17 protein-coding genes are annotated in these 22627 nt (G+C 44.6%); 16 read left to right on the top strand and 1 reads right to left on the bottom strand.

Features of this window, described 5'->3' with window-relative positions; translation table 11 throughout:
• From CC90_RS0114845 to CC90_RS22465, 7 genes are all read left to right on the top strand, one after another.
• Positions 1–570: a hypothetical protein gene (locus CC90_RS0114845; RefSeq protein WP_031391543.1), complete on the top strand. Its 570-nt coding sequence runs from the start codon at positions 1–3 to the stop codon at positions 568–570.
• A gap of 129 nt (positions 571–699) precedes the next feature.
• Positions 700–3003, top strand: a complete 2304-nt coding sequence (locus tag CC90_RS0114840) for an ABC transporter substrate-binding protein (RefSeq protein ID WP_031391542.1) — start codon at positions 700–702, stop codon at positions 3001–3003.
• A 239-nt stretch (positions 3004–3242) separates the two neighbouring features.
• Positions 3243–4229: an ABC transporter permease gene (locus CC90_RS0114835; protein ID WP_031391541.1), complete on the top strand. Its 987-nt coding sequence runs from the start codon at positions 3243–3245 to the stop codon at positions 4227–4229.
• A 13-nt stretch (positions 4230–4242) separates the two neighbouring features.
• On the top strand, positions 4243–6009 hold the full coding sequence (locus tag CC90_RS0114830) for an ABC transporter permease (protein ID WP_031391540.1): 1767 nt from the start codon (positions 4243–4245) through the stop codon (positions 6007–6009).
• Between the two features lie 9 nt (positions 6010–6018).
• Positions 6019–7206: an ABC transporter ATP-binding protein gene (locus CC90_RS0114825; protein ID WP_031391539.1), complete on the top strand. Its 1188-nt coding sequence runs from the start codon at positions 6019–6021 to the stop codon at positions 7204–7206.
• 2 nt (positions 7207–7208) lie between these two features.
• Positions 7209–8249 carry an ABC transporter ATP-binding protein gene (locus CC90_RS0114820; RefSeq protein ID WP_031391538.1) on the top strand — a complete coding sequence of 347 codons (1041 nt, stop codon included), beginning with the start codon at positions 7209–7211 and terminating at the stop codon, positions 8247–8249.
• Positions 8250–8286: 37 nt separating this feature from the next.
• The gene (locus CC90_RS22465) at positions 8287–8604 is read left to right on the top strand and encodes a hypothetical protein (protein WP_035315744.1); all 318 of its coding nucleotides are present in this window, start codon (positions 8287–8289) and stop codon (positions 8602–8604) included.
• Here CC90_RS22465 and CC90_RS0114810 read toward each other — a convergent pair.
• A complete protein-coding gene (locus tag CC90_RS0114810; protein ID WP_132038543.1) occupies positions 8601–10451 on the bottom strand; it encodes a DUF885 domain-containing protein in 1851 nt (616 codons plus the stop codon). The two genes, CC90_RS22465 and CC90_RS0114810, sit on opposite strands and share 4 nt — an antisense overlap.
• 316 nt (positions 10452–10767) lie before the next feature.
• Here CC90_RS0114810 and CC90_RS0114800 point away from each other — a divergent pair, with 316 nt between their 5' ends.
• From CC90_RS0114800 to CC90_RS0114760, 9 genes are all read left to right on the top strand, one after another.
• Positions 10768–11121: a hypothetical protein gene (locus CC90_RS0114800; protein ID WP_031391536.1), complete on the top strand. Its 354-nt coding sequence runs from the start codon at positions 10768–10770 to the stop codon at positions 11119–11121.
• A 71-nt stretch (positions 11122–11192) separates the two neighbouring features.
• Complete coding sequence (locus CC90_RS0114795) at positions 11193–12251, top strand: GntR family transcriptional regulator (RefSeq protein ID WP_242843316.1); 1059 nt, start codon at positions 11193–11195, stop codon at positions 12249–12251.
• Between the two features lie 191 nt (positions 12252–12442).
• On the top strand, positions 12443–14170 hold the full coding sequence (locus CC90_RS0114790) for a methyl-accepting chemotaxis protein (RefSeq protein ID WP_031391534.1): 1728 nt from the start codon (positions 12443–12445) through the stop codon (positions 14168–14170).
• A gap of 17 nt (positions 14171–14187) precedes the next feature.
• The gene (locus CC90_RS0114785) at positions 14188–15894 is read left to right on the top strand and encodes a response regulator (protein WP_051869630.1); all 1707 of its coding nucleotides are present in this window, start codon (positions 14188–14190) and stop codon (positions 15892–15894) included.
• Positions 15891–17363 (top strand): sensor histidine kinase, encoded by a 1473-nt coding sequence (locus CC90_RS0114780; protein ID WP_051869627.1) that lies wholly within the window; start codon positions 15891–15893, stop codon positions 17361–17363. Before CC90_RS0114785 ends, CC90_RS0114780 begins: the two co-directional genes overlap by 4 nt.
• A 284-nt stretch (positions 17364–17647) precedes the next feature.
• Positions 17648–18721: an ABC transporter substrate-binding protein gene (locus tag CC90_RS0114775; RefSeq protein ID WP_031391531.1), complete on the top strand. Its 1074-nt coding sequence runs from the start codon at positions 17648–17650 to the stop codon at positions 18719–18721.
• A 203-nt stretch (positions 18722–18924) separates the two neighbouring features.
• Positions 18925–20463, top strand: a complete 1539-nt coding sequence (locus CC90_RS0114770; RefSeq protein WP_031391530.1) for a sugar ABC transporter ATP-binding protein — start codon at positions 18925–18927, stop codon at positions 20461–20463.
• The gene (locus CC90_RS0114765; RefSeq protein ID WP_031391529.1) at positions 20456–21517 is read left to right on the top strand and encodes an ABC transporter permease; all 1062 of its coding nucleotides are present in this window, start codon (positions 20456–20458) and stop codon (positions 21515–21517) included. Before CC90_RS0114770 ends, CC90_RS0114765 begins: the two co-directional genes overlap by 8 nt.
• The gene (locus CC90_RS0114760; RefSeq protein ID WP_031391528.1) at positions 21517–22530 is read left to right on the top strand and encodes an ABC transporter permease subunit; all 1014 of its coding nucleotides are present in this window, start codon (positions 21517–21519) and stop codon (positions 22528–22530) included. The genes CC90_RS0114765 and CC90_RS0114760 overlap by 1 nt, the downstream gene beginning before the upstream one ends.
• Positions 22531–22627: the final 97 nt, after the last annotated feature.

The raw sequence follows: 22627 nt of genomic DNA, 5'->3' as shown, positions 1-22627 counted from the left end.
ATGAAGAAATACCACAAAGATTATGTCTTTGAGATTGGAACCGGGAAGGATGGTAAGGAAGAAAAAAGGTATCGGTATGCAGGAGATTATTACCTGTTTCCTGATGCTGAAGCCGAAAAAAAGAAAATTTTTATAAAAAATTCTGCTTTTGTGCTTCTTTACTTTTTGCTCATTATTACTGCAGGAATGCTGGATAATGAAGGAAGTCGTAATTTTTTTATAGCGGTTCCGTATGTATTTTTATTCCTCCCTGCCGTATATTTATCATTAGGGACGGCCGCATTCCTTAAGCTGAATGAAAAAATGGAGCGGCCGGTCTATGATAGGGCATTCGGGAGGATGTATCGGAACTGTATAGGAATTATGTCGGTTTCATTATATCTTTGTGCCGCAGATTCCGTCTTTATTTTCCTGAGATTTCATGGAGGAGAAGACTTTTCAGTTGTACGCGAAGTTGTATTTTTATTCGAAAATATTGCCATTTTTTGCTTGTCGTTTATACAGAAGAAGTACTTGCAAAATCTGAAAAAAGGGGTTATGATAGGCGAGTATAACAGCGAGGTTCCGTAAATAAACGGGACTTCTTTGTGTTTTTGGTATGATTTGCAAATTGTATACAAGTTGTAATCGTGCTAAGATAAAGGCAGCTGTATTGCTGCATACAATAATACAAATAAAACCAAAAAGGAGGAAAAATTTATGAAAAAGAGAATCATTTCTCTTATGCTTGCGTCTGTAATGGTAATCAGTACTTTAGCAGCATGCGGTTCCGGCAATACATCAACAACCGAAACACCCGCTGCAGAGAAGGAAGCCACAGATGAAAGCGCTGCGCAGACAGGAAGCGATACGCCCCTGGTTGTAGGCTACAAGGATTTCAGCGAGAAATTCAGTATGTTCTTTAGTGAGACGGAATATGACAAAGACGTAGCAGCAATGACACAGGTAATGCTGACGGATGTAGATCGCTCGGGTGCGGTCGTAATGAATGGAATCGAGGGAGAGACCAACAATTACGCTGGAACAGATTATACCTATACGGGAATTGCGGATACCACGGTAACACAGAACGATGATGATACGACGACTTATGACTTTAAGCTGCGCGATGATATTACCTTCAGCGATGGAGAGCCTCTCACGGCAGATGATGTTATTTTTAACTTATATGTATATTTAGATCCTGCTTATGACGGATTTACTGTATTGAACACACTCCCTATCGTGGGCCTTAAGAATTATCAGGCAAACTCCACGGCAGCGGACAGCGTAACGGCTGATGATGTGGCTGCTTATATGGAGGAAATGCCGGAAGCGCTTCAGACAGCTATTTCTGAAAACATAATCGCACCGACCTTGACAGCAGAAAAAGATTGGTGTACGGAAAACTATGAAGCACAGGGGGCGGCTTCTGCGGAAGAATTCTTCGTAGCTTGCTACAGCACGGATGACTCCTATGATATGGCAGGAAAAGATTATGACACTATCGTAAGCGATGTTATCGCTATGTACGGCGGAGATTATAAAACTCTCGGAAGCAATTATGCGGGAGATGAAGCTTATTTTGACGCAGATGCTACTTCACTGGCAGAGAAGCTGCTGATCGAAGAAAAGGTGGCTGCGGGCGAAGGCGAAGAAGTTCCCAATATCGAAGGCGTTAAAAAGCTTGGCGATTATGAAGTGTCAGTTACGATAAAAGGATTTGACGCTGCAGCGATTTACAAGTTTGTTGAACTTGGTATTGCACCGCTTCATTACTACGGCGATAAAACGCAGTATGATTACGATAACAATCAGTTCGGCTTCCCAAGAGGCGACCTGAGCATTGTAAAAGATAAAACAACTAAGCCTATGGGCGCAGGTCCTTATAAATTTATCAAATTCGATAACAGAGTCGTTTATTATGAAGCAAATGATTCTTACTTCAAAGGTGCTCCGAAGATTAAAAACGTGCAGTTTAAGGAATCTGATGAATCTGATTTGATTCCTGCTGTACAGCAGGGTACCGCTGATTTATCAAATCCTGATGGAAGTAAAAAGGCATTTGAGCAGATTGCCGAAATCAATGGCAACGGAGAGCTCAACGGAGATGCTATCATGACGGACCGTGTGGATAATCTGGGCTACGGCTATATCGGTATCAATGCGGACACAGTTAATGTGGGCGGAGAGGCATCCTCTGAGCAATCGAAAGATTTAAGAAAAGCAATCGCTACGATTCTTTCCGTATACCGTGACGTATCTATCGACTCTTACTACGGCGATGCGGCAAGCGTAATTAACTATCCTATTTCCAATACATCCTGGGCAGCTCCCCAGAAATCCGATGAAGGATATCAGGTAGCTTATTCTGTGGATGTGGAAGGCAATCCGATTTATACGGATTCCATGAGTGCGGAAGAGAAATATGCAGCAGCACTTGAAACAGCGCTGGGATATTTCGAAGCGGCTGGTTATACCGTAGCAGACGGCAAGCTGACAGCAGCTCCGGCAGGCGCGAAGCTGACTTATGAAGTTATCATCGGCGGTGACGGTAAAGGCGACCATCCGAGCTTTGCAATCCTTACAGATGCGAAAGCAGCATTCGAGACGATTGGATTTACGTTGGAAATCAACGATCCTACCGATACGAATATTTTGTGGGACAAAACAAATGCACGTACACAGGAACTTTGGGTAGCGGCATGGCAGGCAGAGCCCGATCCGGATATGTATCAGACATACCATAGTGCGAGCACTGCAAGCAATTACTATCAGATCGCAGACCCGGATTTGGATGCTTATATCATGGATGCGAGAACGAGCGCAGATCAGAGCTACCGTAAATCCATTTATAAAGAGTGCTTAAACATCATTATGGATTGGGCGGTTGAGATTCCGGTTTACCAGAGACAGAACTGCATTATCTACAGTCCTGAACGTATTAATGCGGATACCTTTACACCGGGCGTGACCACATATTACAAATGGTGGAAAGAGATTGAAAATTTAGAAATGAAATAAAATAATATGAAATAAGATGTATTGATTCTGAGCCCGCTGGGTATTGGCGGGCTCAGTTTATGAATAGGGTTTTTGATTTGTTAGTTTATCGAATTAAAGTGATGTAGCGAAATTGTTGTTACAAATAATTAAAACAGAATTGAAATTGAAATTTAAACATTTTATAAATAAAGATTTAAAATGTTTTTATATAAAGATTTGAATTATGAGATGGATAAAAAGAAAGCTGGAGGTTTGGAATGAAGAAATTTTTAATAAGAAGACTTTTACTCAGTATTGTTATACTGTTTTTTGTTTCTTTCATCATTTATTCCATAGAACGCTGCCTGCCTACTTCCTATGTGGAAGGGAAAGCAAGGCAGATGTCGCAAAAGGCAGGTGCAAAACCCTATGATGAGCTGTTGGAGCAGCTAACTAATTCTTACGGATTGGAAGGAAATATACTGCAGGGATATGCAAAATGGCTTTCCAACGCTGTGAAAGGAGAATTCGGGGATTCCTGGGTTTGGAGCAAGCCGGTTACCGAGAAATTTAAAGAAGTGATATGGTATTCTTTTGCTATGTCCGGTATATCATTTGTTTTCCAGGTAATAATAGCTATTCCTCTCGGTATTTTGTCTGCGAGAAAGCAATACAGCAGGACGGATTATGCCGTCACCGTATTTGCGCTTATCGGTATATCTCTTCCTACCTTCTTCATAGCTACTTTATTGAAATGGGTATTTTCCATCAATCTGGGATGGTTTGACTTGTATGGAATTGTAGGCCGTATGCACGAACAGCTTCCTCCCATAGGACAAGTTCTGGATATGGGCAAACATTTAATATTGCCTGTCGTTACACTTACAGTTGTCAGCGTAGGTAATTTGATGCGTTACACCCGTACTAATATGCTGGAAGTACTTAATTCCGATTATATTCGTACGGCAAGGGCAAAAGGGCTTTCTGAGAATAAAGTAATTAATTACCATGCGTTCCGCAACATTCTTATTCCTATTGTAACCTTGCTCGGAAGCACGATTCCTACCTTGTTCGGAGGAGCTATGATTACGGAAACTTTATTTCAGATTCCCGGAATCGGATATATTTCTTATATGAGCCTGACACAAGGAGATGTACCGTTTACCATGTTCTATATGGTATTCCTTGCAATATTAACGCTGGCAGGAACACTGATTGCAGATATCCTGTATGCGATAGTTGACCCCCGGGTCAGAGTAAATTAGGAGGAAGGCTGAGATGGGCGCAGATAATAACATGCAGGATAAAGATGATCAGATAGATTTGAATCAGAACCAGAGTGATCACGTCAGCACTTCTGGAACATTGGATGATGAGCAGAGAGTAAAGGTATTGTCCCCGGGAATGCTGGTAGCGAAGCGTTTTTTTAGAAATAAGCTCGCTATGGTGGGTCTCGTTATACTTGTGACGATGTTTTTGTTCTCTTTTGTAGGCGGTATGCTCACTCCTTACGGGGAATCGGAAGTATTCAGGAAAAAAGATGTTATTTTAAAAGATTATGCTATGATGTCTGAAAATAAGGATTTTCTCTATACGAATGAGGAAGGAAAGGATTTCCCTTCCATCGCAGGCGCGAAGATGATTTTGGCGGTAAATAACGGGAACAGCACTTTTGAAGCTAAAGATGTGACATATTCTCTCATAAAAGAGGATGAGAACTTATATCAAATTACACAACTTACCCCGGTGGCGAATGTGCTTACACTAAAAGGGAAGAGCAGCTTCACTTCAGCAGAAGAAGGCGGCACAGTGTCCAATGCGGTAAAAAGTGGGTATGAAGCGGCTGTCTCCGAAGGAGCAGACAATTTTGAAGCGGATGGCATTTTTTATTATATCGTAAAGGAAGGAAAACAGAGTGCAATTTCTATCATGGACAGGACAGCACTCGCAAGTAAGAAAGTATTCAGTGCAGCAGGGGGAGCGGAGCTTTCTTATGACTTCAAACTGAATGCGGAGAAAGCATTTAATCACCAGTTATCGTCCTTTGAGGCGGATGGAAATACGTATGAAATGGAAGTAGAAGAAAGCACCGGATTCATAAGCTTAAACGGTGAAGACTATGCAATCATGTCTTCTTATGCGGTACGTCCGGTGGGCAGCGAAGCGCTTTCGTTACAGTTTATCAGAGCTGTGCAGGAGGCAGTATTAGGGGATGAGGGATCCGTGGAATATACAGGAAAAGACGGCAGCAGCATTCATTATAAGATAGAAATGAAAGGAAACGAGTTTAAGATTCGCTCCGAACAGAAGACACAGTTGAATGATGATTTTGCATCTCCCGGAAATACACATCTGCTGGGAACGGACGGACATGGTATGGACGTGCTTACAAGGCTGATGTACGGCGGACGAATTTCCTTGATGATCGGTTTCGTAGCGATTGCGATCGAGACTTTGCTCGGTATAATCATTGGTGGTGTGGCAGGATATTTCGGAAAATGGATGGACACCATTCTCATGCGTATCGTGGATGTTGTTATTTGCATTCCGGCGATGCCCCTGTATATTATTGTAGGTTCTATCATGGATTATTACCAAATAGACCCGAGAGTCCGTATTTATCTGCTCTGTGCGATTTTGGGCCTGATCAACTGGCCTCCGATTGCCAGAATGGTGCGAGGACAGATACTTTCCTTCAGGGAACAGGAGTTTATGACGGCGACGGAAGCCACCGGCATCCGTGTATCCAGAAGAATATTCAAACATTTGATTCCTAATGTGATTCCGAATCTCATTGTTATTGCGACGATGGGCCTTGGAGAGATCATTATTATGGAAGCGACATTGAGCTTCTTAGGAATCGGAGTAAAATTCCCCTATGCGTCATGGGGTAATATCATTAATTCTGTAAATGATGTATTTGTTATGACCAACTACTGGTTCGTGTGGATTCCGGCAGGATTTCTCATATTGATCACGGTGCTTGGATTTAACTTTGTTGGTGATGGACTTCGCGACGCGTTTGATCCGAAGATGAAAAGGTAGGTGAGGCAGATGAACTTTTTTAAAAAAGAGAGTACAAAAGATGCAAACTATATCTCTGCCAAAGAATCCAGAGCGATATCGAAAGAAAATAAAAGAATAACCGATGAAATAGAAAAGAAACGCAAACGTAAGAATATTCCTGAAGAAGAGTATGTGACGAAGATGAAGAATTCCAATAATGTTGTGGAGTTTGACAATGTTCATACTTATTTCTTTACTGACATCGGAACGGTTAAGTCTGTTGACGGCGTTTCCTTCGACGTGCCGCAGGGCAAGACGGTAGGTATCGTAGGAGAATCCGGCTGCGGAAAGTCTGTGACCAGCCTTTCCCTGATGCAGCTCGTACAGAGACCGCAGGGACAGACTGTGAAGGGAGAGATTCGCTTCAATACCGGGGAACAGGCGATTAACGTGGTGAATGCACCTATGGAGACGATGCAGAAGCTTCGCGGTAATTATATGTCCATGATATTTCAGGAACCGATGACGAGCCTCAATCCGGTATTTCGTATCGGATCGCAGGTGGATGAGGTCATCGCACTTCACAATCCCCAGATGAGTAAGGAGGAAGTGAAGAACCGTACGATAGAGATGCTGGAGCTGGTAGGTATTGCCAACTGTGAGGGCGTGTATAAGATGTATCCGCACGAGTTGTCCGGCGGTATGCGGCAGAGAATTTGTATTGCCATGGGATTGGCATGTAATCCCAGACTCATCATAGCGGATGAGCCGACTACGGCCTTGGATGTGACGATTCAGGCGCAGATTCTCGATCTTCTGCGCGGCTTAAAGGATAAGATTAATTCCAGCATCATGCTGATTACTCATGATTTAGGCGTAATTGCGGAGATGGCGGACTACGTCGTAGTCATGTATGCCGGCCGCGTGGTTGAGCAGGGAACCGTTCAAGAAATTTTCAAAACACCCAAGCACCCTTATACCATAGGACTTATGGCGTCCAAGCCGGTGGTGGGGAAAGACGTGGACCGTCTCTACAGTATTCCCGGCAAGGTGCCCAATCCGGTCAATATGCCCGATTACTGCTACTTCAGGGATAGGTGTGAGATGTGCGTGGAAGCCTGCAAGGGCAAGTACCCCGGGCAGACATCCCTTAGCCCGACCCATGTGGTGAACTGCTACCTCTATGCGGAAGGTGCGGGCAGCAACGAAAAGAACGAAATGAAGGAGGGACAATAAGAATGAATACAGCTTCAAAAGAAACAGCTTATGAACCTCTGAAATACAACGAAGATAATGTTAAGAATGATAGCAAGGATGACGTCATTCTGGAAGTTTCCCACCTGAAGAAATATTTTCCCATAAAGGGAGGTGTTTTTTCCAAGACGGCAGGGCAGGTAAAAGCAGTGGACGACGTGTCCTTTTCCATTAAGAAGGGGACTACCATGGGATTAGTAGGAGAGTCTGGCTGCGGCAAGTCCACCACGGGAAGAACGCTCCTTCGCCTTATCGATAAGACGGATGGAGAAGTTCGGTTTGGCGGGACGGACATCTATGCCCTTAGCAAGAAGGAGATGCGTGCCCTCCGCCCGAAGATGCAGATTATTTTTCAGGATCCTTACTCCAGTCTTTCTCCAAGGCTTCCCGTAGGTGAGATCATCGGAGAAGCGGTAAGAGAGCACAAGCTCGTGCCTAAGAACGAGCTGGATGATTATATAACGAAGATTATGGCTTCCTGTGGATTGCAGTCTTATCATAAGGATCGTTATCCTCATGAATTCTCGGGCGGACAAAGGCAGAGGATCTGTATCGCCAGGGCACTGGCATTGAATCCTGAATTCATTGTATGCGATGAACCGGTATCCGCATTGGATGTATCCATTCAGGCCCAGATTATTAACTTATTAAAGGATTTACAGGAAGAGTTCGGCCTGACATATCTGTTTATCTCCCACGATTTATCGGTGGTGGAGCATATATCGGATACCGTGGGCGTTATGTATCTCGGCAGTATTGTAGAGACCGGAGCTACGGAGGATATTTTTGCAAATCCGCTGCATCCCTATACGAAAGCACTTTTCAGCGCTATTCCCATACCCGACCCGGATACGAAAGGGAACCGCATTATCTTAGAGGGAAGTATTCCTTCGCCGGCCAATCCTCCGGCGGGCTGCAAGTTCCATACGAGATGCAAGGACTGCATGGAAATTTGCAAGACACAGGAGCCGGTGTCCAAGGACATGGGAAACGGCCATGTGGTAAAATGTCATTTATATGATTGATCGATTTATTCGATGAAAATGGTGAATATTATAAATTATGAGTAAAAAGAGAAGAGACGAGAAAAGAGACGAGCTAAAACAGTATGAAGATATTACTGTGGCAAACATGAATATAGAGGGTATGCCATGGTACGTGAAGAAACCGGAAGACCTCAGGTCTTCCGGCGCTTCTGCTGCCAATTCGGGAAAAACCGCCAACTCCGGTCTTTCCCAAGTTACAGACGAGGAAATCCTCACGCCTAAGGAAACGAGGCAGCTTATTGTTAATTCCGTGCTCGCGGCGCTTTTCATAGGAGGAATATTTCTTTTTGCTATTTTTCTTTTTTTATTGTTTTGTGTCTATGTATGGTTTTAGGATTTTTTTGTGTCCTTACTTTTTTCCAACTGCAATTTCAGGTTGGTGAAATCCGCCGGGCCGTTTTCCAGATAAAATTTATGGAAGCGGTATTCGCTATAATCATTTCCCCATAGCCCTTGGGCTTCTTTTTTTAATTCCAAAACCTCCAAATATCCCAAATAATATTTTAAATAGGTACCCGGTTCCTCTACGATATACTCGTAGATCGCCCTTGTGGTAGAGGCATTTGAGATTCCGATGGTGGATAATATTTTATGCACCTGCTTATAATTTGCACCCTCGTAATGAATGGCAATGTCCAATAAGGAATAGAGACAAAGCTGTATCTGTCGGTCCAGTTTATAGGATTCGTAAAGTGCCTCCGCGTCCGGATTCGTGTCCTTCGTAAGCTCCTTCGCATAATCGTAGGCCATAAGCTCCACATACATCGCCCATCCTTCCGCATATCCACTGTAGGACAGCAGGGAGCGTATTGGGTTCATGCCGGTCTTATTGAAGTATAATTGAGAGTAAACTGTCTGATACAAATGGCCCGGGTAGCCTTCGTGAGCGAGTGTAGTATACAGTTCAACCCCCCTGGGATTATTTTTCCGATTGATATATATAACATTCTCCCTTATATCGTCTAACGGAGGAGTGAGGTAGAAGGCAGGACTGCTATATTCTTCCAGGTTTTTGGAAATTGACTTTATTGTACATACGGGGAGCTCTCCGCCTTGCGTGGCTTCGGATAAAGCAGGAAAGTCTTTCTGCATCATTTGCTGAAGGTTTTTGAGCATGTCGGAAGGCTCGTCATAAGGAAACGTGATGCTGGACGCCTCATGCGAAGTCAAGATGGAAGGATTGCTTTGCAAAAGGCCGTACATGGAATCGAAATTCTCGTTAAAATCCTGAAAAAGCATCTCTTTGATACTGCTGATATCGCGATAAGAGGCAGTGTGGGAGCGCAGGAGATATTGATAATATTCACGTCCGTCCGGATAATAATACAGTCCGTTTTCGTTCTTTCCGCTGCCCTTTAACAGGATGAGCTCATCCCCCAGCTTCTGATAGGCAGGGAGCATGACGGTAGTGAGCAGTCTGTTATTTTCCGATAAATAATACTGTTTCTCCTTCTCTGATATTACACTCGAGGACAGCAGTGGATCCAGCCTTTCTTCGAAGGTTGTATTTAAGAAATGGGTGTCCTGTGAAAGGGAGGCTTCGTCCATGATCGTATTGCACTGCTCCATGACTTTATCTACGGAATAATCGGGCATAAAAAGCCCCTCTGCCGACTGCTCCTTAAGGTACTGTGCGATGCCTTCGAAATATGTATCGGTCTGATCCAAGAGGGCCAGATAGTCCTCCACATCCCTTTTGTTTCTAAAAGTATATTCTGCAAGCAAAATAGGAAGCTGTGACTGCATTCCAGAGGAAGGAGATAAGGGGGCGGAATAATAATAGAGAGAAATACCTTTTTTCTCATTTTCCAGATAGGGCACCAGCAACTGGTATGTATAAGCATCCTGTTCATTTAATTTGGAAACATCCAGAGAATACAGTTGCCGCAGGGACGTAACGATTTCCTGAAGGGATTCCTCTTTATCCTCTTTGGAATAAAAGGGAAGAACGGACTCGTAGGAGTCTATGCCGTAAGAGGAAGGGGCTGCTACTGTATAGTGCATATTCAAAGTATTTGCCGTCAGTTCTGAGACGAAGAAGTCCTCGGCAAAATGTTGAAAGGACCGGGAATCCTTCGTGGAAAAGAAGGAAAATGAGCCTGCGAGAAGCAGCAATGCCAAGGAGGAAAAAATTGCCGCCTTGCGTTTATTGGAAAGATGAAGGTTCATGAACTTTTTCAAAGAAGATACCTGATGCCGTTTTTTAGAATATATGACGTATTAGAAGGAAAGATGTATTTATGTTACGTATGAGTATTCTCCGCGAACAAGTAATAATACAACTTTTGATATACAACTTATCAAATAGGTACATATATTAAATCCTCTGATTTCAAAAATAATTGACAACAAGTATAATGTATCTTATGATATACATGAAATATGACGATGAAATTAAAAATTAATCCATATAAAATAATAGAATTGTACAAATAATAAAAAAAGATGTATGAGAATATAAACCAGAGCTTATAACGGAGACGGAGGAATAAGGCGGATGAACGACGGAAATGAAAACAGAGATATAAGAGAGAATAAAAAAGGGTATGAGGAGAAAAAGAAAGCGTATTTGCCTACAAAGCTTTCTTTAATGATTCGTTTATTTGTTGCTGCCTATTTGGTTTATATCGTATATTCTCTTAAAGATGTGACCGAAAAGTATGCGGGAACAGAACTGGTTTTTTTCATTATAGCAATGATCGCATTCAGCATTATTGCTGTATTTTTAATTGTACATTCACTCCGTGCCTTGTCTGCCGGAAAGTACGTGGGCGGAACTATGGATGTGGACAATTTAAATGACGACGTTACAGATATTGATGACGCTGAAGATACTGATAAATTAAGATAAGACTAGTATAAGGAGGCGGATGGCGTAGCACGCCGTCCGGGAAGACTGTGGGAAGAAGTCAATCAAAGTATATGGAGCTTGTAAACTGGATAAAAGAACAGATTGCGGCCAAAACCTTTCTTCCGGGGCAGAAAATGTACTCGGAGAACGAACTGAAAGATATGTTCCATGTCAGCAGGCAGACAGTGCGCCATGCAATCGGTGTCTTGGAGGGTGAGGGCGTTCTCATCAGAATACAAGGCAGCGGAACGTATATTAACGATAAAAGGCAGGCGAATCTGGAAAACCGGACACGAATCTCCGTTGTAACGACCTATGTGGACGGATATATTTTTCCCAAGACGATACAAGGAATAGAGAACGTGCTGTTTGAAAATGGTTATTCTGTCCAGATAGCCTTTACCAACAACCAAAACAGCAGAGAGAAGACCATTTTGGAGGATATCCTAAGCCGGGATGAAGTAGCCGGTGTCATTATGGAGACTACCAAAAGCGGCATTCCCAATTCCAGCTTATACCTATATGCTGAGCTGCAGAAACGGGGTATCCCCATAATTTTTATAAACAGCTACTATCCATTGCTTTCCATACCTCACGTTTCGCTCAATGATAAAATGGCGGGAAGGAAGGTCACGGAGTATCTGCTTGAAATGGGGCACCGGAAGATCGGAGGCATCTTCAAGCTGGACGACGGGCAGGGCCACATGCGCTATGCCGGTTATCTGGAAGCTATGCAAAGTGCAGGTATGGCAGTGGAGGATGCTCACGTCGTCTGGATAGATACGGAGGATATCAAGCATCTGGAGAAGAAGAAAGGAACCATTCTGGAGCGCCTGGGCGATTGCAGTGCGGCTGTCTGTTATAATGATCAGGTAGCCTTCGAGCTGCTGGGGATGCTGGCAGATGCAGGGCGGAGGGTTCCGGAGGATATTTCCGTAGTGAGCATCGATGATTCGGAGCTGGCCGTTTTGGGGGACGTGGCTCTTACTTCGGTTCCTCATCCCATGGATAAGTTAGGAGAAAAAGCGGCTAATAATCTGCTGCGGATGATAGAAAATCCCTCCTACGACGGTACATACGAATTCAATGCAGAAATTGTGTGCCGGGATTCGGTAAAGAAGTTGATTTAAGAATATAAAAATAGTGTAAAAATCCTTGGGGCAGGTGACGGTTTGTTACCTGCCGTTTTTCTCAAAAAAATCAACTTTTTACCTAAAAAAGTACACTGCATTTCGACAAACATTTGATATAATTTTATTGTGGGTATTTATTCGGCAAAAAACCAAAAATTGCATCCTATGCAGAAGGGAAGGGTTATTTTATGAAAAAGATAAGTACGAAGTTTATGGCAGTTATTATGATAGTGGCGGCAATTGGACTTGCAGGAATGGGAATACTGGTTAATAATATAAATGGAATACGAGTGGTATCGGAGCGTATTCTTTCAGGAGAATTGCAGGACTATAGGGAAGTCTCCGAAATTTCGGCAGACTTCGAAATTATACACAAGTCCGTGCTGAAGCATGTTATGACCGCCAAGGAAACGAAGGCGGCCCTTGCGGAAAATGAGATCAAGGCAAAGCGCAAGAATGTGGATGCTCTATTGGCATCTTATGCGACGAGGCTGAACGGAGAAAAGCAGGAAATTTACGATGAGCTTATGGCAACCTATACAATCTATCTGACGGATCTCGACAATATTCTTGAGGTCAGCAAGAGCGGAGATAAAACCAAAGCTCAGACCTTAGTGTTCAGCAACATTACCAATTATGAAAGTCAGATGGAGACTTGCCTGGGACAGCTCCAAAGCCTGTCCTTAGAGAAAATGGAGGCAGGAAAGCAGAGCGTATACGCCTATACGGAGCAAGTACCTCTCGTCAGCACTTTGTCCGTGAGTATCGTGATATTTGCTGTTATCGTAGCTTATCTCATCGCCAAATGGACGATTATTACGCCAGTCAAGCGAACGACCGGAGAACTCAACCGGATCATAAAGAGCATCGAGGAGGAACGGGGGGATCTCAGCCTTCGCGTATCGGAGAAATCTAAGGATGAAATCGGCGTGCTGGCTAAGGGCATTAATCGTTTCCTCGGAATTCTTGAGAGTATGATTGACAATATGATAGATTCCTGTGAACAGATGGGAGAGGCGCAGGAGAAAGTAAGGGAGAATATAGATACAACAAACTTCAGCGCACAGAACACCTCGGCGACGACAGAGGAGCTGGCAGCGGGGATGAAATGTGTTACGGACAACGTAGCGATGGTCGGAGAAGAGACCAGAAAAGTGCGCTTGTCCGCGGAAGCTATGGCGAATCAGGCGAAGGAAGGCACCGGCTACGCAGGAGAAATCAGACAGCGTGCCAAAGGTCTTCAGGATAAGGCGATAGAGAGCAAGGAAGAGGCGAAGAACATTCTTACCCAGATAGGCAGTGCGGTGAACGATTCTATAGACGATACCAAGCAGATAGGGAAGATCACGGAGTTGACCGGGGATATTCTGGGCGTAGCCAGCCAGACCAATCTTCTGGCATTGAACGCCTCCATCGAGGCCGCAAGGGCGGGAGAAGCCGGCAAGGGCTTTGCGGTAGTGGCTGAAGAAATAAGGATATTAGCTGATAATTCCAAGCAGACGGCGAACAAGATACAGAACATCAGCGAAAAGGTGGTAACGAGCGTGGCGCGGCTTTCGCAGGAGGCTTCTAAGCTGCTTCAGTTTGTCAGCGGCAAGGTAATGGAAGACTACGAGGTGTTGGAACACACGGGAGAGCAATATTTTACCGATGCGGCGACCCTTCATGAAATCATGGAAAATATAGAACAGGCTTCGGATGTGCTCAAGCAGGCTATGGAGCGGGTTGCGGAAACTAACGAGGGCATCACTCTGACGGTAAACGAAAGCGCAGAAGGAATAAATAACGTAGTATATAATACGCTGGGAGTAGCGGACGGAATGAAGGAAATTGACCGTGCTCTTGAAGGAATGGTCAATGCCGTAAGCATACTGGAAAGCGAAATAAAGGTATTTGAAAGAAAAAAGATTGAATAGAGATAGGAGCTTGAAGCATGTTAAAGGTTTTTCTTGTAGAGGATGAAATCGTAATGAGAGAGGGGATCAAGAACAATATTCCCTGGGAGGAGGAAGGCTTCGATTTCGTGGGCGAGGCCAGCGATGGAGAGCTGGCATACCCTATGATCAGGAAGCTTTGCCCGGATATTATCATTACGGATATTAAGATGCCCTTTATGGACGGATTGGAGCTAAGCCGTCTGGTGAAGAAGGACCTTCCGGATGTGAGTATAATCATCTTAAGCGGTTACGACGAATTCGAATACGCGAAAGAGGCTATAAGAATAGGAGTTACGGAATATTTAGTAAAACCGGTTTCCTCGGCGAAGCTTTTAGAAGCGGTGAAAGAAATCGGCAGCCGTATCGAGAAGGAGAACGAGAAGAAAAAATATTTGGAGCAGTTCAAAAAGGAAATGAAGGAAATGGAGCTGCATGAAAAGGAGAAATTCCTGCATGAGATATTGTCCGGAAGGATTCCGATGACGGAGCTTCTGGAAAAGGGTAAAAAGCTGAATATACATTTGGCGGCGGGAGTTTATGATGTGGTGCTTTTCATGATGCGTCAAGCGGAAGATATGGACGGTACATGCTCCAAGGAGCTTCCGGCAGCCTGGGACACCGTTATGGAGCTGGCGGAGCAGACGGAAAACATTTACATGTTCAACAGAGGGATAGACGGCGTGGAGTTCCTGCTTCTGGACGAGAACGAAAAGAGGATGGAGCAAAAAAGGGATGATTTTCTGAAGGAGCTGACAGACATCGCCTCGAAGTCCGGAGAGCTTCAGTATTTCATAGGTGTGGGCAATGTGGTCAACAGACTCAGAGAGGTGCATGAGTCCTATGAGAGCGCCAGCAAGGCCTTTTCTTACCGCTATCTGATTTCCTCTAACCGTATCGTATATGCGGAGCATATGGAGGAAATGCGCGCGGGAATCGGGGGAAGCGATGATGCGGATATCGATTTGAAGGAGCTGGACTTCGGCAAGATCGATCGGAAAATCATAAAGAACTTTCTTACCAAAGGACTTTTGGAAGAGGTCTCCCACTTCATCGAGGACTATTTTTCCAGTTTGGGAAGCGGCAACGTGGAATCCATACTGTTTCGCCAATATATAACCACCGACATGTACTTCGGAACGGTGGCTTTCGTAGAGGAACTGGGGTATGACGCCGATAGTATTATAGCTGTATTCGGGGATTTCAAGGCAATTTCGGAAGTATTCCCTTCTGTAGAGAAGACGAAGGAATATTTAAAGAATATGATAAGGGAGGCCATGAACCTGAGAGATCGGATATCCGTGAAGAAATATGGCAGTCTCATCGACGATGCCAAGGCGTATATCGAGCATAATTTTGATTCCGAGGATATCTCCCTTAACAGCGTGGCGGCCCATGTAAATATCAGCGCCAGCCATTTCAGCAGCATATTCAGCGGAGAGGAGGGTCAGACCTTCATCGAACATCTGACGGCGCTTCGTATGGACAAGGCGAAACAGCTTCTTATGTGCTCCAGCTTGAAAAGCTCGGAAATCGGCTATGCGGTAGGGTATAAGGATCCTCATTATTTCAGCTATCTTTTTAAGAAAACACAGAATTGTACACCGAAGGAATACCGTATGAGAGGTAAGGCAGTCAATGCCGAAAGTACGAGGAATGCTTATAATACAGGCAATGCCTATAGAGCAGGCATGGAGGAAGTATGAAGAAGCTATTGAGGTTAATGAAGGCATTTCAGTTGAACGGGAAGCTGAACAGAAAACTGAACGTGATGATTGCAGTCATTATGGTTCCCTTTATCATTCTTGTGATTTATTTGCTGGCATCCATGATAAACTACTGTAACTCTTATAATCAAATCGTAAGAAACGTGTCTTTGGCAAACAGCTACAACATTGACTTTAAAAAGGAAATTGACGCCGGAATGTATCAGATTGCCATAGGTTCGGCAGTTCCTGAAAATATTCAGGAGAAAAAGGACATACGTAATCCCTATGAGGTGCTGGAGGAGGCGAGAACGGACTTTGCCAAACTGCAGAAGTCCACACTGGCGCCTGGTAACGAGAGGAGGGTGAAGAGGCTTCTTAAGACCTTCGACACTTTGGAGAAACGCATGCAGGAAATCTCAGCGGATGCGGGCGTAAGCGGACATTATGAAGAGAATCTGGTGCGCCTTGATAACAATATCAGGATATTGACAGAGGTTCTGCAGGAGGGGATTCAGGAATACATCCATTACGAAACAGACCATCTGGAATCCGTAAGATATGAACTGGAGCAGAAGGAACAGGATGCGGTAGAAATCAGCGTTATCTGTCTGATAGTTGTCATTGCAGGTGCGGTAATGGTGGGCTTCGCTATTTCCAGAAGCGTGGTAAAGCCAATCGTGGGTATGTGCAAGACCACCGAGGAGGTTGCCCTTGGCAACTTCGATGTAAGGGTAGAGGTGAATTCTTCGGACGAGACGGCTATTCTGGCGGAAAGCTTCAACAGGATGATTGCGGATATGGGTGAGCTTGTGGAACGGATCAAGCAGGAGCAGCTTAATCTTCGGGATGCGGAGCTGAAGCTTTTGCAGGCCCAGATCAATCCCCATTTTTTATACAACACCTTGGACACTATTATATGGATGGCAGAAGCGGGAAAGAAGGAGGAAGTGGTTTCCCTCGTTTCCTCCCTGTCAGGCTTTTTCAGGACGACGCTCAGCAAGGGGCGGGATTATATAACGGTTCGTGAAGAAGTATCTCATATAAGCAGCTATCTGGAAATACAAAAGTTCAGGTATCGGGATATTATGGATTATGAAATCAATATTCCCGACAGCATGAGTGAATATCCGATTTTGAAGCTTACCTTGCAGCCCCTGGTGGAAAATGCTCTCTATCATGGAATTAAGAATAAAAGGGGCAAGGGAAAGATTGAGGTTCAGGGAGCAATTAAGAATAATCTCCTGATATTTACCGTGAAGGATGACGGCATAGGAATGATGCCCGAACAGCTTCATATGCTTTATGAAACCATAGAAAAGGAGCACAGTGACAGCGAGGATAACGCGGGCTTCGGGCTGGCTAATGTAAACGAGAGAATCCGCCTGAACTATGGAAAGGAATACGGTCTTACCTTCAGCAGCGTGTATGGAGAGGGGACTGCGGTAAGCGTTACGATACCTATATGAGAGAATTTTAATATAAGTGTCCTTTACTCATTAAGAACAAAAAGAATAAAGAACGTAAAAAAATGAACTTTTTTCATAAAATAATTAAAAAAGTTCATTTTTTGTTCACAGATTAGTAAAAAATACCACTTTCCAAATAAAATATTCCCTTTCATTGCAAACAGAAATTGATAGAATAATACATATAAACGAGAGGCACTTCGGCAACAATGAGTAGAGAACACTCATAATGAGTAGAAAACACTTGTGCTGAATGTACCAAAACACTATAAGGAGGGTATTTAATGAAAAAGAAACTTTTAAGCGTTATTCTTGCAACGGCAATGGTAGCAACTATGGTAGGTTGCGGCAGCGCTACTTCCGAACCGGCAGCAGCTCCTGCAGCTGAAGAAGCAGCACCTGCTAAAGAAGCAGCTCCTGCAGAAGAAGTAGCAGAAGAACCGGCGGCAGAGGAAGCTTCCGACGATTTGATCGTTGTAGGTTACGCACAGGTTGGTGCAGAATCCGACTGGAGAACAGCTAACACGGAATCCTTTAAGACGACCTTTACGGAAGAAAACGGATATCAGTTGATTTTCGACGATGCACAGCAGAAACAAGAGAACCAGATTAAGGCAATTCGTTCCTTTATTCAGCAGGAAGTTGATTATATCGTAGTAGCTCCCGTAGTTGAAACCGGATGGGAAACCGTTTTGGAAGAAGCTAAAGAAGCAGGCATTCCGGTAATCCTTTCCGACAGAATGATGGACGTTTCCGATGATTCCTTATATGAGTGCTGGGTAGGCGGTAACTTCGTAAAAGAAGGCTCTGATGCAGCAGCTTGGTTGAAAACATACTTAGAAGGTCAGGGAAAAGGAGAAGAGGAAATCAATATCGTTACTCTTCAGGGAACAATCGGTGCTTCTGCTCAGGTTGGACGTACAGACGGTTTCGCAAGCGGAATGCAGGACAACTGGGTTATGTTAGACAAACAGACCGGGGAATTCACACAGTCCAAGGGTCAGGAAGTTATGGAGTCCTTCTTAAAGAAGTATCCTGATATTGACGTAGTTGTTTGTGAAAACGATAACATGGCATTCGGTGCAATCGATGCTATCAAAGCAGCAGGTAAGACATGCGGACCGGAAGGCGATATCACGATTATTTCCTTCGATGCAGTTGCAGCAGCTTTTGACTCTATGATTGCAGGCGATATGAATGCAGACTTCGAGTGTAACCCTCTTCACGGCCCTCGTGTAGCTGAAATCATTCAGAAGCTGCAAGCCGGCGAAAGCGTTGAGAAGATTCAGTATGTAGATGAAGCTTACTTCGATACATCCATGGACGTTGCAGCAATCAAAGAGACACGTGCATATTAATATTAATGGTTGACATTAACTAAGAAATGCAAGGGCGGCGGGTGGAGAGTCTGGAATGGATTCTTCCCCGCCGTATTCTATAATAAGGAAAGCGATCCTGTTACATAAAGAATAGATGCGCAGATATGCAAGGTAGTGGCAAAGATATAATATGAGATGATGAAAAGGTATGGCAGATTTTTTAAGGAAGGAATGAAGCCCAAATGGAAAACAGCCGTAAGGAAAATAAAATCGTATTGACGATGCGCCATATTAATAAGAATTTCCCTGGAGTCGTTGCTTTGGAAAACGTGGACTTTACCTTAAGGGCAGGAGAAATACACGCTCTAATGGGGGAAAACGGTGCGGGAAAATCCACATTAATCAAGGTGCTCACCGGAGTAGAGGAATTCGAAACGGGAGAAATAAAAATAGATGAAAGCTCCCATCCGATTATCAACAAATCGCCGCAGGAGGCACAGGTAAATGGTATCAGTACCGTGTATCAGGAGGTCAATCTTTGTCCGAATCTTTCCGTGGCAGAGAATTTGTTTATCGGCAGGGAACCGAAGAAATTCGGGGCAATTGACTGGAAAACCATGAACAAAAAGTCTAAAGAAGTTTTAGGCGGTCTGGATATAGATATAGATGTAACGAAGACGGTGGACAATTATTCCATAGCCTTGCAGCAGATGATAGCTATTGCCAGAGCGGTAGATATGTCCGCGAAGGTTCTCATTTTGGATGAGCCTACCTCATCTCTGGATGACGGAGAAGTGGAGAAGCTTTTTGCCTTGATGAGAAAGTTAAAGGCGCAAGGAGTAGGAATTATATTCGTTACCCACTTTTTGGAGCAGGTATACGAAGTGTGCGACCGCATAACGGTGCTTAGAAACGGAGCTCTGGTAGGAGAATTCGAAGTGGAGAAGCTGCCGAGAGTCCGTCTCGTTGCGGAAATGATGGGTAAGGATTTTGACGATCTCGCAGCCATCAAGAAGAGCGGAGAGGGAACAGGCAAGGTTGGCGAAGAAGTGGTAATCGATGCGAAGAAACTTCAGCATACGGGCACGATTAAGCCATTTGACATTCAGATACACAGGGGTGAGGTAATCGGGCTTACGGGTCTTTTGGGTTCAGGGCGCAGCGAGCTGGCTCGGACGATTTACGGGGCAGATAAGGCTGACGGCGGAGACCTTTTTGTAAAAGGACAGAAGCTTCTGGTAGGCGCGCCTATTGATGCGATGCAGGCAGGAATGGCTTATTTGCCGGAGAACAGAAAGGAAGAGGGTATTATTGCGGACCTTTCTGTAAGAGAGAACATCATTATCGCGCTGCAGGCGAAAAAGGGTATATTTAAGCTGCTCAGTAAGAAAGAGCAGGAAGAATTTACCGATAAGTACATAGACCTTTTACAGATTAAGACGGCAAATAGAGAGGTTCCGATCAGACAGCTTTCAGGAGGTAATCAGCAGAAGGTAATCTTGGGAAGATGGCTGCTTACCAACCCCGACTTCATCATTTTGGATGAGCCTACCAGAGGTATCGATATCGGTACGAAGACAGAGATTCAGAAGCTTGTACTTAAGCTGGCAGGAGAAGGTATGGCGGTTATGTTCATTTCCTCCGAAATCGAAGAGATGCTTCGTACTTGTTCAAGAATGGCAGTTCTGAGAGACGGCTGGAAAGTAGGGGAGCTCGGAGACAGCGAGCTTTCTCAGGAAGGCGTCATGAAAGCGATAGCGGGAGGTGGAAGTGATGAATAATGCGAAAAATACATTGAAGAGGCTGACGGGATATAAGCTTTTCCTGCCGTTTCTATGCTTGGCACTGGTGCTTCTTATTAACGTCATCAAGACGCCCACCTTTTTTGCGATAACGATTAATAACGGAGTATTTTACGGATATATTATCGACGTTATAAACCGCGCCAGCGAGCTGGTAATCCTCGCTGTAGGCATGACATTGGTAGTCGCAGCTTCCGGTGGTACGGATATCTCCGTAGGTGCGGTCAGCGCCCTGGCAGGGGCCCTCTGCTGCTTCGTTCTTTCGGGCGGTCAGCAGACGGTAAACGAATACCATGCGCCCTATATACTTGGAGTGCTGGCAGCGATGGCGGTAGGTATTATATGCGGTGCGTGGAACGGATTTTTAGTGGCTAAGATGAAGATTCAGCCCATGGTTGCCACTCTGATTTTATTTACAGCCGGCCGCGGTATCGCGCAGCTTATTACGGAAGGACAAATGATTTACGTGCGCGTAGATCATTTCAAGAAGCTCGGAGGCTTCATAGACGGAGTTCCCCTTCCGACACCGGTATTCGCCGCGGTTCTCGTAGTAATACTGACGATGTTCTTATTGAAGAAAACGGCACTGGGACTTTATATTGAGACGGTAGGTATCAATGCCAAGGCAGCAAGGCTGGTGGGACTTAATTCCACGATGATACAGTTCCTGACTTATGCTTACTGCGGTTTGTGTGCCGGCATTGCGGGACTCATCATCACCTCCAGAGTATATTCTATCGATGCGAATAACGCAGGACTGAATATGGAACTGGATGCGATTCTGGCAGTAGCGCTGGGAGGGAACAGTCTCGGAGGCGGTAAATTCTCCTTGGCAGGAAGCGTAATTGGAGCTTACACGATTCAGGCGCTTACCACCACGTTGTACGCTATGGGAGTATCGGCGGACCAGATTCCTGTATACAAAGCTATCGTAGTTGTGATTATCGTATCTTTGCAGTCTCCCGAACTTTCAAAGATTTGGAAGAACGCAAAGAAGAAAATCGGCGGCGGCGCTAGAAAGAAGGTGGCATAATGAAGAAATTCAAACTGGAAGGCAATCAATTCCTGCTTCTCATTACGATTTTGCTGTTTTTTATCATGTATGCCATCGGATTGATTGTATTTAGAGATAATAATTTCGGAAGACTTCAGGTATTTTTAAACCTTTTCGTTTCCAACGCAGGTCTGATCGTCATCGCGGTATCCATGACGATGGTGCTCATTACCGGGGGTATCGATATTTCAGTAGGCTCCGTAGTGGCCATGACTTGTATGCTCCTGGCATGGATGATGGAAAAGCAGGGCATCGGAGCAGTACCTGCCGTTATCATCGTGCTTTTGGTGGGAATCGTCTTCGGTCTGGTTCAAGGCTTCCTCATCGCCTATTTGAAAATTCAGCCGTTTATCGTTACCTTGGCGGGAATGTTCTTCGCAAGAGGTATGACGGCCATTATAAGTACGGAGATGATAAGCATCAAAAACGAACTGTTCCTAAGCTGGGCACAGGAGAAAATATATTTTCCCTTCGGCGGATATGTGAATAAGAAGGGTGTTACCATAAATCCGTATATTTATCCGAGTGTTGTACTGGCACTGTTGGTACTGGTTATTGTATTTATTATGTTAAAATATACGAAGTTCGGACGCTCCATCTACGCAGTAGGCGGCAACGAGCAATCCGCCCTCTTAATGGGACTTAACGTAAGGAGAACGAAGCTGAAGGTGTATATTATCGATGGTTTTTTGGCGGCCTTCGGCGGATTCTTATTCTGCCTGAACACCTGCTCCGGTTTCGTAGAGCAGGCCAAAGGCTTTGAAATGGAAGCGATTGCCGGCGCCGTAATAGGCGGAACGCTTCTTACCGGCGGCGTAGGTAACGTCATCGGCAGTTTGTTCGGCGTATTGATCAAAGGAACGATAGAGACGTTCATTACCTTCCAGGGGACCTTGTCCTCTTGGTGGACCAAAATCACGATAGCAGCATTGCTAGCCTTTTTCATCATACTCCAGAGCCTATTTGCCAAGGCGAAGGAGAAACGTAAGTAGGTCCGGTACGCCGGAACTGCGTAAGGGGAGTCCTTAGGATTCCCCTTGTTATTTAGTGCAATAGGAAAGCACTCCTATCACTCCTATTGCGTTGAAA

The sequence above is a fragment of the Kineothrix alysoides genome (assembly GCF_000732725.1).
GTDB classification, from domain to species: Bacteria; Bacillota; Clostridia; order Lachnospirales; family Lachnospiraceae; genus Kineothrix; species Kineothrix alysoides.
The sequence above is the reverse complement of the archived record's forward strand: the minus strand, read 5'-3'. Positions and strand labels throughout refer to the sequence as shown.